This is a genomic window from Gaoshiqia sediminis (assembly GCF_025907915.1).
Classification (GTDB): Bacteria; Bacteroidota; Bacteroidia; order Bacteroidales; family Prolixibacteraceae; genus Gaoshiqia; species Gaoshiqia sediminis.
The window spans coordinates 1-14130 of the sequence record NZ_JAPAAF010000057.1 but is presented as its reverse complement, the minus strand read 5'-3'; the positions used below and the strand labels follow the sequence as shown (position 1 = coordinate 14130).

16 protein-coding genes and 1 pseudogene are annotated in these 14130 nt (G+C 44.6%); all 17 read left to right on the top strand.

The features are described from left to right. Window positions 1-273: pseudogene (locus tag N2K84_RS19200) on the top strand (hypothetical protein); the annotation flags it as partial. A 214-nt stretch (window positions 274-487) separates the two neighbouring features. Further along, complete coding sequence (locus N2K84_RS19195; protein ID WP_282593458.1) at window positions 488-1261, top strand: HTH domain-containing protein; 774 nt, start codon at window positions 488-490, stop codon at window positions 1259-1261. Between the two features lie 272 nt (window positions 1262-1533). Then, on the top strand, window positions 1534-1806 hold the full coding sequence (locus N2K84_RS19190) for a hypothetical protein (protein WP_282593457.1): 273 nt from the start codon (window positions 1534-1536) through the stop codon (window positions 1804-1806). 136 nt (window positions 1807-1942) lie between these two features. Further along, complete coding sequence (locus N2K84_RS19185; RefSeq protein WP_282593456.1) at window positions 1943-2488, top strand: hypothetical protein; 546 nt, start codon at window positions 1943-1945, stop codon at window positions 2486-2488. Between the two features lie 514 nt (window positions 2489-3002). After that, window positions 3003-3248 carry an AbrB/MazE/SpoVT family DNA-binding domain-containing protein gene (locus N2K84_RS19180; RefSeq protein WP_282593455.1) on the top strand — a complete coding sequence of 82 codons (246 nt, stop codon included), beginning with the start codon at window positions 3003-3005 and terminating at the stop codon, window positions 3246-3248. Next, window positions 3239-3562 carry a type II toxin-antitoxin system PemK/MazF family toxin gene (locus N2K84_RS19175; RefSeq protein ID WP_282593454.1) on the top strand — a complete coding sequence of 108 codons (324 nt, stop codon included), beginning with the start codon at window positions 3239-3241 and terminating at the stop codon, window positions 3560-3562. Before N2K84_RS19180 ends, N2K84_RS19175 begins: the two co-directional genes overlap by 10 nt. A gap of 519 nt (window positions 3563-4081) precedes the next feature. Then, window positions 4082-4597, top strand: a complete 516-nt coding sequence (locus tag N2K84_RS19170) for a tetratricopeptide repeat protein (RefSeq protein WP_282593453.1) — start codon at window positions 4082-4084, stop codon at window positions 4595-4597. Window positions 4598-4785: 188 nt separating this feature from the next. Then, entirely contained in the window at window positions 4786-5352 is a 567-nt protein-coding gene (locus N2K84_RS19165; RefSeq protein WP_282593452.1) for a hypothetical protein, read from the top strand. A 307-nt stretch (window positions 5353-5659) separates the two neighbouring features. Then, window positions 5660-5965: a DUF4160 domain-containing protein gene (locus N2K84_RS19160; RefSeq protein WP_282593451.1), complete on the top strand. Its 306-nt coding sequence runs from the start codon at window positions 5660-5662 to the stop codon at window positions 5963-5965. After that, complete coding sequence (locus tag N2K84_RS19155; protein ID WP_282593450.1) at window positions 5962-6246, top strand: DUF2442 domain-containing protein; 285 nt, start codon at window positions 5962-5964, stop codon at window positions 6244-6246. Before N2K84_RS19160 ends, N2K84_RS19155 begins: the two co-directional genes overlap by 4 nt. Window positions 6247-6331: 85 nt before the next feature. Then, on the top strand, window positions 6332-6862 hold the full coding sequence (locus tag N2K84_RS19150) for a hypothetical protein (protein ID WP_282593449.1): 531 nt from the start codon (window positions 6332-6334) through the stop codon (window positions 6860-6862). Window positions 6863-6931: 69 nt separating this feature from the next. Beyond that, a complete protein-coding gene (locus N2K84_RS19145; RefSeq protein ID WP_282593448.1) occupies window positions 6932-7942 on the top strand; it encodes an adenosine deaminase in 1011 nt (336 codons plus the stop codon). Window positions 7943-8053: 111 nt separating this feature from the next. After that, window positions 8054-9286, top strand: a complete 1233-nt coding sequence (locus N2K84_RS19140; protein ID WP_282593447.1) for a hypothetical protein — start codon at window positions 8054-8056, stop codon at window positions 9284-9286. Between the two features lie 91 nt (window positions 9287-9377). Continuing rightward, window positions 9378-11345: an SDR family NAD(P)-dependent oxidoreductase gene (locus N2K84_RS19135; RefSeq protein WP_282593446.1), complete on the top strand. Its 1968-nt coding sequence runs from the start codon at window positions 9378-9380 to the stop codon at window positions 11343-11345. A 96-nt stretch (window positions 11346-11441) separates the two neighbouring features. Then, on the top strand, window positions 11442-11804 hold the full coding sequence (locus N2K84_RS19130; RefSeq protein WP_282593445.1) for a four helix bundle protein: 363 nt from the start codon (window positions 11442-11444) through the stop codon (window positions 11802-11804). Window positions 11805-11911: 107 nt separating this feature from the next. Further along, window positions 11912-13183, top strand: a complete 1272-nt coding sequence (locus tag N2K84_RS19125) for a zinc-binding dehydrogenase (protein ID WP_282593444.1) — start codon at window positions 11912-11914, stop codon at window positions 13181-13183. Between the two features lie 150 nt (window positions 13184-13333). Continuing rightward, window positions 13334-13999 (top strand): transaldolase family protein, encoded by a 666-nt coding sequence (locus N2K84_RS19120; protein WP_282593443.1) that lies wholly within the window; start codon window positions 13334-13336, stop codon window positions 13997-13999. Window positions 14000-14130: the final 131 nt, after the last annotated feature.

The window sequence follows — 14130 nt, the reverse complement described above, 5'->3', positions numbered from 1 at the left end:
GAAGAAAACCTGGAGGTATTAACAACCGAATACGGCGTAACTGCCGGGCAGGTGGACGACCTGAAGGCCGACCTCGACGGGTTTCTGGCCCTGAATGGCCAGCCCCGGGCTTACCGCGTGGCTTCGGTGCAGGCCACCAAAGACCTGGAACTGCTTTTTGCCGAAGCCAACGTGGCACTGGAAAAACTCGACAAAGTGATGAGTATTTTTAAGCGAAGAGACGTCAATTTTTACAACGGTTACCTGGCCGCCCGGGTGATCGTGGATAACTAACAGGATGTGGTTCCCAGCTGGTTTTACTGACACCCGCTCCCGCGCGATTCCATCGCGTGGGAGCGCGGCGTTTGATTACCTGGATCTATAACATACAAAAGTTACGCAGATCGCTCCCCAAATGGAAATATGAGATAACTTTGGGGTACAGATAACAGAGTTACCCAAAATTAAAAAGATTTACTGCCATTAATGAACATAAAAACAGATGAATATGAAAAAAGACTTAACTTGGAAACAAGCTATTCTTAAGGTTCTTAAAGATGCTGATGAACCTTTGCACTATACAAAGATTTCTGAATTAATTGTAGAGAATGAATACCGTTCGAGTGTTGGGGCAACTCCTGCAATGACTGTTAATAGAGATCTTAATAGTTTGGCAAGTGACAGTAGTTCAAATGTAATAAAAGTATCAGACGGTGTATTTACATTGAAAGATTCGATTGAAGAAAAAGCTACAATTGATAAAAAGGTTTCTCAAAAAGTAAAGCAGGAACCTGAAACCATTATTAATTCATTTGGAATTTTTTGGGAACGGGATAAAGTATTATGGAGGAATAATCCAGATTTATTTGGAATACAACAGCGTGGAGCAACTCCTGTAAATTTTAAGGAACAAATTGGAATCTATTTGCTTTATGATAATCGGGAAGTAATATATGTAGGTCAAGCAATTAAACAAACTCTTGGAAAACGATTATATGATCATACACAAGACAGATTAAGCGGCAGATGGAATCGTTTTAGTTGGTTTGGCATTTTAAGTATTAGAGAAGAGGGATCATTGCAAAAACCATCAAATGAAAATCTGAATATCGATTTTAATGTTTTTGCCGACACATTAGAGTCAATTTTAATAGAAAGTATTGAACCAAGACAAAATAGAAAGCAAGGAAACCTTTTTTCTGGCATTGATTATATTCAAGAAGAGGATATTGAATTAAAAAAGAAAAGATATAAGGAACTTGGAGATGAGTTAATGAGATAACTTTGGCCCCAACTCCTCCTCCCCTCGCTGGCGCCGATTTGTAATCGGTGCCTTGCCCATCGAGGCAATATTTTGCTTTTTCAAAGCAAGACACGGGTCACAGACCCGCGCCAGCAAGGGCGGTAGGAGGGATAAAATCGCGCGGCAGTGTGGGGCAAAAACGCTCTAGCTAGGGAGCTAAAGTTTATAGAAAACGAAAGTTGGTGCGTAGTTTATTTGCTGTTTGCGAAATAATGTAGAATTTGCAGTTCATAATTCTTATAAAATCAAGCATGGTAGAACTTAAAAATCCGATTACTTCAATACGTTCAAATTGGAAAAATCGAAATGGAAATGAGACACTAAGAGGTATTGTCAATTATGTGGAATTTTGGGACAAGCCACAAGAAGAGCGAGAAGAACTTTGGCGAAACGCGAAAAAGCGAGAAGAGAATAGGCTCACGTGGTCAAACTTGGATGCAAATGGGAAAGTTACTTCTTTATTATCGTTACTCGCGATAACCATTCCCGTTGTATCTCTCTTTATCAGCTTATTCAAAAAATAACCTCCCAGTTCGCGCGAGAATCCTTCGCGTGGGAGATTTGAATAAGATTAGTCAACATGATACATCGCGCGGGAGCGGGTGGATGAGGTTGTGAATGGTTGATAAGTAGTGAACCATTTTTTAAATATGAATTAAGATGAATTGTCAACAAGAAACGTTAACATTTGCTCAATGGTTGTCTGACCCGGATACAATATTGGCGATTGTCGTAATCATAGTAAGTATTTCTTCATTTGGTTTTACTGTTTGGTATAGTAAGAAAGTTTTAAGGGTAAACATTAGACCTTTTCTAATGATAGTACCATCCATTAACGATAATGAGATGTGCGGCAAATTGGAAATACATAATAAGGGTCTGGGAACTGCAATAATTGAAAAATTTAGTATCAAGTATGGGAATAGTGATTTTCAGGACATTTATAAACTAATTGAAAAGATTCAGGATAATGCAGAAAATGACGGTTTTAAGTCTTTTGAAGTTAAATACAGGGTGTTGAAAATCCCGAAAGTATTTGCCATTAGTAAAGATGAGAAGGTTATTTTTCTAAACGCAAGTCTGGGAAACGAGAAAGATAATAAGGCTGTTGCCTATGTAATTGAGGAATTTTTTAAGTTGACCGTAAATATTGAATATCACGATATGGATGGAAAAAAGTTCAAAGATTCATTTGTAATTAAATAGTGATTTATGATTATTAAAAATTATTATACTATTCTTGAAGTTTCACCATCTGCAGATAATGATGTGACCAACCCCCCCCCCTCGTCTTAGCGGAGCGGTAACGACGAGGAAGCAGCTTGTCGTTTTTAACGACAAAGAGAGGATGTCGATTTGTACGGAAATCCGGTCTGGTGACGATGGTTTCCTCATCGGATTGTTTTTTTATTTCGTTCCGGGCGGGACGATGCCGGTATGAAGGATGGGTGAATGTTCAAACGGAAGAATCATATTGAGTTACAAACTCAAGCCACCTGCCCCCTCGTTACCGCTTCGCTCAAACGGGTAGGACTGACCGTCATGTCCTTCGGACAGGAACGCTCTCCGAAATCCGCCCCGCAACATGTGCCAACCGTTAGGCTTAATTGAGGCAAATACTCCGGCAACTGGTAGATTGACACATTAAAAATCAGATTCGTACATGGATTTCTTGAATAATTGTAGCAACTTTGTAATTACAAACTTAAAATACTTGATCATGGAAGTTTCAATCGTTCAGATAGGTAATTCTAAAGGGATTCGATTTAGTAAGACAATAATCGAAAAGTATAATCTTCGAGACAAAGTAGATTTGATTCTTGAGAAAGGTCAAATAATAATAAAACCATTGAATACACCTAGAAATGGATGGGACGAGGCGTTTAAAGAAATGTCAGAGAAAGGTGATGATAGATTGCTGTTTAATGATGTATTTGACGATGAAAACCTTGAAGAATGGAAATAAATCAGTATCAAATCATTCTTGTTAATCTTGACCCTACGATTGGTAGTGAGATTAAAAAGACCAGACCATGCGTAGTGATTTCCCCAAACGAGATGAATAAGCATCTACGGACGATTGTTATTGCTCCAATGACAACAAATTCAAAGAACTACCCGACAAGAGTGGAGATTAAACATGATAATAAAATCGGCTGGATTGTACTTGACCAAATTAGAACGATTGATAGAACGAGAATTATTAAACCGCTGGGTAGACTTTCAAAACCAGAGATTAAAGAAGTGAAAAGTATTTTAAAAGAGACCTACGTGGATTAACAACTAACTCCCCCTCGTCTTAGCGGAGCGGTGACGAGGGGGAAGCTGCTTGTCGTTTTTAACGACAAAGAGAGGATGGCGATTTGTACGAAAATCCGGTCTGGTGACGACGGTTTCCTCATCGGATTGTTTTTTTATATCGTTCCGGGCGGGACGATGCAGGTATGAAGGATGGGTGAATGTTCAAACGGAAGAATAATATTGAGTTATGAACTCAAGCCAGCGGACCCCTCGTTTCCGTTTCGCTCAAATGAGGGGTAGGACAGAGTAGATTATTCCCAACTCCCCCTCGTCTTAGCGGAGCGGTGACGAGGGGGAAGCTGCCTGTCGTTTTTAACGACAAAGAGAGGATGGCGATTTGTACGAAAATCCGGACTGGTGACGATGGTTCCTATTAGCAATATGAATTATTATTCATGCATTTAACAACGCATCCACACGATGGATAAAATACTAGCACGTTCGGCAGCATAATACCGAACCCTACAAGAACTTGATAACCTGAATTAATCAGATAAAATGATAAGAATTAAATTTTTAGCCATCTTCATCTTGATAAGTTCATTTGGATTTTCACAGGAAGATTATGAGATTCTATATCTCAAAGGTGAATATGAAAAAGTTCTTCAAAACTGCATGGATTTAGATAGCCCAAATGATTATTACTGGAACTCTCTAATACTTGACAAAAAAGGCAATGATTTAAAAGCCATCGAAATTTTAAGGGGTGGGTTAAACAAATATGCAAACAACCAAATGCTTGAAAAGCTGCTTATTGATTTATTATACAAAACAGGGCAGTATGCACAGGCAAAATCTCTTTTATCAAAATATCTTGATAGCCCTGAAATATTTCTTAAATACATAAACATATTGGGATTTGAAGGTGAATATCAAATGGCTATAAATTATTTGACAGAAAAAATCAAAACAGATTCCTTAAATATAGAATACTTATCCTTGTTAGGTGACTATTATAATCAAATTGACAGTTTAAGCCTTTCTATAAATGCATTAGAGAAACTACCACGTTAAACCCAAATGACCAGAAAAACCTAAATAAACTTGCAAATCTCTATATCAAGAACAAAGATTATATAAAAGCAATTTGTATTGCTGATACGGTATTGGTAAATGATTCCATCAATAAAAAGTTTATTCGAATAAAAGGTATCGCTGGTTTTAATAATGGCAATTTTGATATAGCAGCTAATTGTTTCAAAATGCTTCTTGACCAGGGCGATTCCGGAAAATTTGTTTTAAAAAATTTAGGAGTAAGCGAATTTAGAAACAGCATGATTAAAGAATCGAGAGAACATTTAATAATGGCTTATCAAGTTGATTCAACTGATTTCGAGATAAATTATTTTCTTGGAAAAGCATATTTAAATTCCCCAACCCCTGAAACAGGACTATATTATCTTAACAGGGTTGATTCCCTTTTACAACCAGACCCAAAAATAATTTCAGCACTATATTACGATAAACAATCAATTTACAGCACAATTGGTAAATACAATGAAGCATTAAAATGCTATGAAATTTCCTATAAATACAATCCAAAACCAGAATATATTTTCTATATCGCTTCTCTATACCAGTATAAACTTGATAACAAAAAGAAGGCATTAGAATACTATGAGCATTTTCTTACATTACTACCGCCAAAGCCCGAATCAGAGCATATATATGATGAAAAACAAATTACCGTTTCTTTAAGAAAGGCGGCAGAAACAAATATAATTGAACTTAAGGAAGAATTATTCTTCAAAGGTGAGCTAAACAAATAATAACAAACATGACTGACACATCATATGAAAAATAAAATTATTGGGAGTGTAAATTAAAGGGAGTGTTTGATTATTCCGACAATATTGTTTGGGCAAAAAGATACAATCCAACTATTTGAACCGTATCAAATAAAGCCAGACATTGACACCCCCGCTCCCGCGCGAATCCTTTCGCGTGGGAGATTTGAATAAGGATAGACCACGCGGTGCAATCGCGCGGTAGCGCGGCTTTTAAATTGGTTTTCAGTCAGGATTTTGGTTTTGTAGGGAATCGCACATTTCTTAATTTTGGTGAAAAACTGCGGAAATGCCAAAGATTTACGAGTATCTGGGAATTTTGATTTTCTTTTATTCGAATGAACATGAACCAATCCATGTTCATGCAAAGAAAGGTGAGTTTGAAAGTAAAGCAGAATTTCTTATTGAAAATGGTGTGATTATGGAAATTAGGATTACCAACGTGAGAGGATCCAATCCACTAATCGGAAAGGAGTTAAAAGATTTCAAAGCTTTTTTGAATGTTTACGCTAACAAAATAGTTGAAAAATGGGTAGATTATTTCGTCTATCACAAAGAAGTACCTTTTGAAAAAATAAGCGGAAAATTGAAATGAAGATTGTAGAGGAATATAGAGAGGAGTACGGCAACCCAATTAAAATTGATTCGGCTAAATATGAAGGCAATTTTGCTGTCCGGATTAGGTTTACCGATGGCACAGAAAAATTGGTGGATTTTAAGCCATTCCTGTCCAAAGCCCGGCATCCGTCTATCAAGAAATACCGGGAAGAAGCCTTGTTTAGGAAATATCGGATTGTTGACGGGAATTTGAATTGGAACGATTATGAACTCTTTTTTCCGATCTGGGATTTATACACGGGAAGAATCGGGGCATAAATGAGATCGTATTTATTGGCGAAATGGAAGTGTCGTTTGCCCGGATTTCCGTATTTTCATCTTCCGAAACAAAACCAATGAAACGATGGAAGATTTAGCAATCGGTACACGGGTAAAACACCCGGTTTACGGCGAGGGGATTGTCAGCCGTTCGCACCTCACCATTTATGAAATATTTTTTGAGCGGGGCGGGAAAATGGAACTTACCAAGTACAACGCCGACCTGGATATAATCAGCGCTCCCGAAGAAAAGCCGCGCACCGGCCTTACCCTGGCTGAAGTGGAAAAGGCCATGACTTATGTGCTGGACAAATACCAGGGTCTGACTTATGCCGTGAAGATGGCCGACAAATGGAAGGACGGCACCCTCGAAATGAAGCCGGCCAATCCGGAGTTGCAGTCGAAGGAAGTACCGATGGAAACCTTCTTTCACAAGATTGTGATGCTGCGCGACCGACTGCGTGTGCTGGAGCAAAACATCAACAGCCATCCAAAACTGGATGACGACGATAAGGTCCAGTTGCAACAGTATATTACCCGCGCATACGGAAGCCTGACTACCTTCAATATCCTTTTTGCTGAAAAAGACGATTATTTCAAAGGGCAGTCGAAATAGAGTAACTGCCTATCCGCTGAGCGGTTTTAAACCGCTTAGCGGATGCAGTCAAATTTAAAATGAAGTACGATGTCGGACTTGTCTAATTTTATAGCTGGCTTGCCCAAAGCCGAGTTGCACCTGCACATCGAAGGCACGCTGGAGCCGGAGTTACTGTTTAAACTGGCGCAACGAAATCAGATTCCGCTGAAGTATCAATCGGTGGACGAACTGAAGCAGGCTTACAGGTTCAGCAACCTGCAGGATTTCCTGAATATTTATTACGAAGGGGCGAACGTGTTGCGCGAGGAGCAGGACTTTTACGACCTCACCTGGGCCTATTTGCTGAAATGCAGGGAGCAACATGTGGTGCACACGGAAATTTTCTTCGACCCGCAAACGCATACCTCGCGCGGTATTTTGTTCGCTACGGTCATCAACGGCATCAACCATGCCCTGCAGGATGCGCACGATAAGCTGGGTATTTCGAGCCGATTGATCATGTGTTTCCTTCGCCATCTCGACGAAGCTTCTGCTTTTCAGGCCTTGGAGCAGGCGCTCGATTATAAAGACCTGATCGTGGGCGTTGGGCTCGATTCGTCCGAGAAAGGCAATCCGCCTTCCAAATTCGAACGGGTTTTTGCCAAAGCCCGGGAGGAAGGTTTTCTCACGGTGGCCCATGCCGGCGAGGAAGGCCCGGTGGAATATGTTCGCGAAGCCGTCGATTTACTGAAAGTATTCCGCATCGATCACGGGAATGCCTCGATCAATGATGAGCAACTGGCCGTTGAACTGGTACGACGGCAAATCCCGCTCACGGTTTGCCCGCTGTCGAACCTGGCGCTGAAAGTGGTGCCCGACCTGGAAAACCATCCGCTGAAAAAATTGCTCGACCGCGGCCTACTGGTAACCGTCAATTCCGACGACCCGGCCTACTTTGGCGGCTACATCAACGAAAACTACCTGGCCATCGCTGAGGCTTTGAGTCTTTCCAAAGCCGATCTGTGCCTGCTGGCAAAGAATTCGTTTCGTGGAAGCTTGCTTACCGCTAAAGAGCAAGAAAAGCACCTGAATTCGGTTGACTCCTTTTGCAGGCAGTAAGGCGGATGTTTTTTTCTTGTTGCACTACCGATACAGGACACCAAAGGATAGCTGTCCGGTTTGATTTTATTTCTTTTGTAGTAATAATCCAAAATCAATAAGATCAACCAGATGAATGTAACAGTTTTTGCCAAATATCCGTCGCCGGAACTCCTTCGGGAGACTGCTGATGGGTTCGATCAGGAAGTGCTCCAGGTGAACGGGCATTTTCACACGCCTTATTCGTTCAGCGCGTTTTCCGAGATTAGCCAGGTGTTTGAAATGGCGCAAAAAGAGGGCGTAAAGGTACTCGGAGTGAATGATTTTTATACCACCGACGGATACGAAGAGGTCAACCAGCTGGCCAAAGAATTCCGCATTTTCCCGCTTTATAACATCGAATTTATGAGCTTGCAGAAAGATTTGCAGGCTGCCGGTGTTCGGGTAAACGACCCCAACAATCCCGGACGTACCTATTTTAGCGGCAAAGGGTTGAAATTTCCTGTACTGCTGAACGTGGAAATGGTGGAACGCTTGTTTGGCGTGCAGGACGAAAGTAACCGCCAGACTGCCGAAATGGTGGAGAAGCTGAATGACTTTCTGAAAGAGCTGGGGGCCGGTTTCTCATTTTCGTTCAACGAAATCAAAGAGAAATATGCCAAAAACCTGGTGCGCGAGCGTCACCTGGCTAAGGCGCTGCGCGAGGCTGTGGTCGCCAATTTCCCTACCGAAGACGAACAAAAGGCATTCTTCGAAAAGCTGTTCTCGGGCAAGGCGGCCAAGTCGGCCATGAGCGATGCTGCCGGACTGGAAAACGAAATCCGAGGAAACCTCCTCAAATCCGGAGGGCGCGCTTTTGTTCCCGAAGATGATAAAGCCTTTTTAAGTCTGGAACAGGTGATCGAGTTGATCGTGAAGGCAGGAGGCATTCCCTGTTACCCGGTTTTGCTCGACAATTCCAAAGGCGAGTTTACCGACTACGAAGGCGATTTTGAAAAGCTGTACCAAAGTTTGGTGGCGAAAGATGTGTATATGCTGGAGCTGATCCCCGGTCGGAACAAGCCGGAAATCCTGGAGCAATTTGTCAACTTCTTCCACCAAAAAGGTTTTGTGATCACCTTTGGCACCGAGCACAACACACCGCAGCTCGACCCGGTTACCGTGTTGGGTGGCGATGGCAAAGAGTTAAGCCCGGAGATGAAGAAGATCGGTTACGAAGGCGCCTGCGTCATTGCTGCTCACCAGTACCTGAAAGCCAAAGGCAAATCGGGCTACCTGTTTAAGTCGGGCAAAGCGAAGGTGAAAAAGCGCGACCAATTTGTGGCCCTCGGAAATGCGGTCATCAAAAATTTCATCCGCCCTTGAGGGATTGGTAATTAGTGAATTGGTCATTGGTCATTTATTGACTGTGGACAACTTGAAACTTGGAATTTGAAACTCGTAACTCGTAACTCTCATGGAACAAGGAATAAACGATTTAATTGAAATCTCGCAATATTACGGCAAGCAAAAAGATTTTGTGATTGCCGGGGGTGGAAATACCTCCTACAAAACCGAAAAACACCTCTGGATCAAAGCCAGTGGTTTTAGTCTGGCCACCATTGGCGAAGCAGGCTTTGCCAAGCTCGACCGCTCGTTGCTGGCTGTGGTGAACACGAAAACCTATTCGGAAAATGTGCTTCAGCGCGAAGAAGAAATCAAAAACGATTTGCTGAAAAGCCGCGTGGAACCCGAGAAAGGGCAACGTCCCTCGGTGGAAACCTCGCTGCACAACCTCATCGATTTTGCCTTTGTGGTACACACCCATTCAACCAAAGTAAACGGGTTGATGTGTAGCACTCAGGCTGCCGAAAAAACAGCTGAGTTGTTTGGCGACCAGGTGCTTTACATCGCGTATGACGATCCGGGCTACATTCTGTTCAAAGTGGTTGAAAAAGCCGTGCTGAAGTACCGGGCCGAAAAAGGTAAGGAGCCGGCAGTGATTTTCCTGCAAAACCACGGCGTGTTTGTCGGCGCCAATACCATTGCCGAAGTGAAAGCCATTTATGAGGAGCTGATTGCCAAGCTGGATGCTGTGTATGGCGAAGAGCCGGAAAACGAAAAGCTGCCGGTTGACAAAGTGGCCGACAAAATTGTGCCGGCCATCCGCATGATGGTATCAAGTGAGGGGTTGAAAACTGTTCGCCTCGTGAACCATACCTTGCTGGATAATTATTTGCAGTCCGATAATTTCCCCGCGGTATCGGCTCCGTTTACGCCTGATGGCATTGTGTATGCCAACTCTTCTTTCATTTATATGGAATTCAACGATGATGAGGCGGAATTTTTGCAGGCTGTCAGCAAAGAAATTGAAGATTATCAACAACAAAAGGGTAAGTTGCCGAAGGTAATCTTTGCAAATGGATTGGGCGTGTTGGTAATCGCCGACCATGCCGAGGGGGCCGAAATCCTGGTAGATGTGGTGACCGACCATTGCCGGATTGCCCGGTTTGCCGAATCGTTTGGCGGACAGCATCCGATGACGCAAAAGCAGGTCGAATTCATCGAAAGCTGGGAAGTGGAACAATACCGCTCTAAAATATCACTGGGCGCCACTGCCGGTCGTGTTGACCGGAAGGTGGTTGTGGTAACCGGAGGCGCGCAGGGCTTTGGCGCCGGCATTGTGGACGAACTGATGAAGCATGGCGCCAACGTGGTGATTGCCGACCTGAACGAAGAAAAGGGAAACGAGTTTGCCAATCTCCTGAATTCGGCCAACCGGAAAAACAAAGCCCTGTTTGTGAAGGCCGATGTGTCGAACGCGGCATCGGTGGAAAACCTGGTGTTCGAAACCGTGATTAACTTTGGCGGGCTGGACGTGTTTATCAGCAATGCCGGTATTTTACGCGCCGGTGGGCTGGACGAGATGACGCCCGAAACCTTCGAGCTGATGACCAAGGTGAATTATTCGGCCTACTTCCTGTGTGCCAAATATGCCTCGGCGGTGATGAAACTGCAAAACAAGTTTAAGCGCGACCATTTTGCCGACATCATCCAGATCAACTCCAAATCGGGGTTGAAGGGCAGCAACAAAAACTTCGCCTACGCAGGTGGTAAGTTTGGCGGAATAGGCCTCACCCAGTCGTTCGCGCTGGAACTGATGCCCAGTCGCATCAAGGTGAACTCCATCTGTCCGGGCAACTTTTTCGACGGGCCGCTGTGGGCCGATCCCGAAAACGGCTTGTTCGTACAGTATCTCCGGGCAGGCAAAGTGCCGGGCGCCAAAACCATCGACGATGTGAAGCATTTCTACGAAGCGCAGGTGCCTGCAGGTCGCGGTTGCACCCCAATCGATGTGATGCGCGCCATCTTCTACGTGATTGAGCAGGAATACGAAACCGGCCAGGCCGTACCGGTCACCGGCGGACAAAATATGCTTAATTAAGACTGGTTGCTGGCTGCTGGCTTCTGGCTGCTGGTTGTGAGTACATTGACGGTTTGTTGTGTTGGTTTGAAACGTTTTTGTAAATTGAAAATAAAAATGTCGTACAAAAATCTTGAAATCTGGCAGCTGGCGAGAGAGGTCGCAATTGATATTCACAAAATGACACTAAAAGACCTGCCTTCATTTGAAATGTATGAAACCGGGCAGCAAATTCGTCGTTCATCAAAAAGTACACGTTCAACGATTGTAGAGGGGTATGGCAGGAGGGTTTATCAGGCTGAATATTATAAGTTTCTTACCTATTCCATCGCATCGAACGATGAGACAATGGATCATCTGGAATGTTTGTGGGATACAGGTTCTTTGAAGGATAAAGAAAAATACCAGGCAATCCATGCAACGTGCGAAATATTAGGAAAAAAGCTGAACAACTTTTTGAAACACTTCGAAAGAAAATAAATTCTGGCAACTGGCTGCTGGCTGCTTGCCAGTTGCCAGCAGCCAGTCGCTAGATGCTAACTGCCAGCAGCGGCAGATTAATAGAAATATCAAAAGAATAAAGAAATATGAAAACCAAAGCAATCCGCTTATACGGAAAAAAGGACCTGAGACTGGAAGAGTTTGAACTTCCGGCGATCTCGGACGACGAGATTCTGGCGAAAGTAGTGTCCGACAGTATTTGCATGTCGTCGTACAAGGCGGCCACGCAGGGCACCGACCACAAACGCATCCCCGACGATGTGAGTGAAAACCCCATCATCATCGGCCACGAGTTTGCCGGTGAGTTGGTTGAGGTGGGCGCCAACTGGCAGCACAAGTTCAAGGCCGGGCAGAAGTTCTCCATTCAGCCGGCCATTTATTACGAAGAAGGCCCCGTTGGCGTGCTGAGTGCGCCGGGATATTCTTACCAACATATCGGGGGCGATGCCACCTACGTCATCATCCCGAAAGATGTGCTGGTGCAGGACTGTTTGCTGGCCTACGACGGCCCCGGCTATTACCCGGCATCGCTGGCCGAGCCGCTGAGCTGCGTGATTGGCGCTATGCATGCCAACTACCACACCAAGCCGGGTTCGTATGTCCACCAGATGGAAATTGTTGACGGCGGCAAGATGGCCATCCTGGCTGGTGTTGGCCCGATGGGATTGGCGGCCATCAACTACGTGATCATGCGCGAAGACCGGAAGCCTTCGTTGTTGGTGGTAACCGACATCGACCAGGCCCGTCTGGACCGTGCTGCTTCAATCTATTCGCCCGAATGGGCCAAATCGAATGGCATTGAGCTGATCTACCTGAACACAAGCGGCGATAACCCGGTTGAAAAGCTCCGCGCACTCACAGGTGGCGAGGGCTACAACGATGTGTTCGTTTTCGCGCCGGTACCTCCGGTCATCGAGCAGGGCGATGCCATCCTGTCGAACGACGGTTGCCTCAATTTTTTTGCCGGACCCAGCAATCCCGAGTTCAGCGCCAAAATGAACTTCTACAACGTGCATTACGCGTCAACCCACATCGTGGGAACTTCGGGCGGCAACAACGACGACATGGTGGAGTCGCTCGAAATGTTTGGCAAGGGCCTCGACCCGGCCGGTTTGGTCACCCACATTGGCGGGTTGAATGCCGTGATCGACACCACGCTGCACCTGCCCGAAATTCCGGGCGGAAAAAAACTGATCTATACGCACAAGGATATTCCGCTCACTGCCATTTCCGAATTTAAAGAAAAAGGTAAATCTGATCCGTTTTATGCCCAACTGCACGAAATTTGTCAGCGCAATAACGAACTTTGGTCCGTTGAAGCAGAAGAGTTCCTGCTGGCAAATGCAAAGGACATTTAAACAGACAGATTGAGGATAATAGTCAGGGAGGCTCAGGCAACTGGCAACAGACGGCTTGTTGCCAGCTGCCAGCCGCCGGCAAGCGGTTTCAGCAGTTGACCGGGGGCGAGCATCTTAATTTATTATCGGATATCGGCAAAAACACACACTATGATTTACATGGCAGATACGGCCGATTTGTCGGCCTTAACCGAGTTGTATGATTTTTTTCCGCTGGAAGGTGTAACCACCAACCCGACCATCCTGAAACAATCCGGGATGAAGTTATCCGTAGCGATTGAAAGTATCCTGAAGGTGATCGGGCATGGCATGATTCACGTGCAGGTGATGAGTGAAAACGCCGATGATATGGTGCGCGAGGCCAAAACCTACAAAAACTATTTCGACGTGGGCGATACGTTTTATGCCAAAATACCGGTTACCCCGCAAGGATACAAAGCGATGACGGCGTTGAAAGATGCCGGGATCAATGTAACGGCCACGGCCATTTTCACGCAGCAGCAAGCCCTGGTGGCCGCTAAAGCAGGCGCCGATTTTGTAGCGCCCTATGTGAGCCGTTTGGACAACATCTCTTCACACGGGATTGAAGTGGTGCGCGACATTGTGAAGAACATGACCGATTTCAAGCTGCACACGAAGGTGTTGGCCGCCAGTTTCAAAACGGTTGACCAGATCCACCGCGTGAGCATGAACGGCTCGCACTCGGCCACCGTGGGCCCCGATCTGTTGATGCAGTTGATCAAGCACCCGATGACCGATATCAGCGTGAAAACCTTCCTCGAAGACGGACAGGATTTGTACGATATCTCGTTCTAAAATGCACCGACAAAATGCTTTCGCTATTCGTTAGCAAATAAGGGACCTCGGAGCCAGCGCTGCTGAAAGCGTCATCCCGAATTTATTTCGGGATCTCTGTCGCGAATTGCAGAAGCGGCAAATGGCCATAG

Coding starts and splice junctions, on each gene's coding strand:
- N2K84_RS19195 (WP_282593458.1), top strand. CDS start 488: ATGAAAAAAGACTTAACTTGGAAACAAGCTATTCTTAAGGTTCTTAAA.
- N2K84_RS19190 (WP_282593457.1), top strand. CDS start 1,534: ATGGTAGAACTTAAAAATCCGATTACTTCAATACGTTCAAATTGGAAA.
- N2K84_RS19185 (WP_282593456.1), top strand. CDS start 1,943: ATGAATTGTCAACAAGAAACGTTAACATTTGCTCAATGGTTGTCTGAC.
- N2K84_RS19180 (WP_282593455.1), top strand. CDS start 3,003: ATGGAAGTTTCAATCGTTCAGATAGGTAATTCTAAAGGGATTCGATTT.
- N2K84_RS19175 (WP_282593454.1), top strand. CDS start 3,239: ATGGAAATAAATCAGTATCAAATCATTCTTGTTAATCTTGACCCTACG.
- N2K84_RS19170 (WP_282593453.1), top strand. CDS start 4,082: ATGATAAGAATTAAATTTTTAGCCATCTTCATCTTGATAAGTTCATTT.
- N2K84_RS19165 (WP_282593452.1), top strand. CDS start 4,786: ATGCTTCTTGACCAGGGCGATTCCGGAAAATTTGTTTTAAAAAATTTA.
- N2K84_RS19160 (WP_282593451.1), top strand. CDS start 5,660: ATGCCAAAGATTTACGAGTATCTGGGAATTTTGATTTTCTTTTATTCG.
- N2K84_RS19155 (WP_282593450.1), top strand. CDS start 5,962: ATGAAGATTGTAGAGGAATATAGAGAGGAGTACGGCAACCCAATTAAA.
- N2K84_RS19150 (WP_282593449.1), top strand. CDS start 6,332: ATGGAAGATTTAGCAATCGGTACACGGGTAAAACACCCGGTTTACGGC.
- N2K84_RS19145 (WP_282593448.1), top strand. CDS start 6,932: ATGTCGGACTTGTCTAATTTTATAGCTGGCTTGCCCAAAGCCGAGTTG.
- N2K84_RS19140 (WP_282593447.1), top strand. CDS start 8,054: ATGAATGTAACAGTTTTTGCCAAATATCCGTCGCCGGAACTCCTTCGG.
- N2K84_RS19135 (WP_282593446.1), top strand. CDS start 9,378: ATGGAACAAGGAATAAACGATTTAATTGAAATCTCGCAATATTACGGC.
- N2K84_RS19130 (WP_282593445.1), top strand. CDS start 11,442: ATGTCGTACAAAAATCTTGAAATCTGGCAGCTGGCGAGAGAGGTCGCA.
- N2K84_RS19125 (WP_282593444.1), top strand. CDS start 11,912: ATGAAAACCAAAGCAATCCGCTTATACGGAAAAAAGGACCTGAGACTG.
- N2K84_RS19120 (WP_282593443.1), top strand. CDS start 13,334: ATGATTTACATGGCAGATACGGCCGATTTGTCGGCCTTAACCGAGTTG.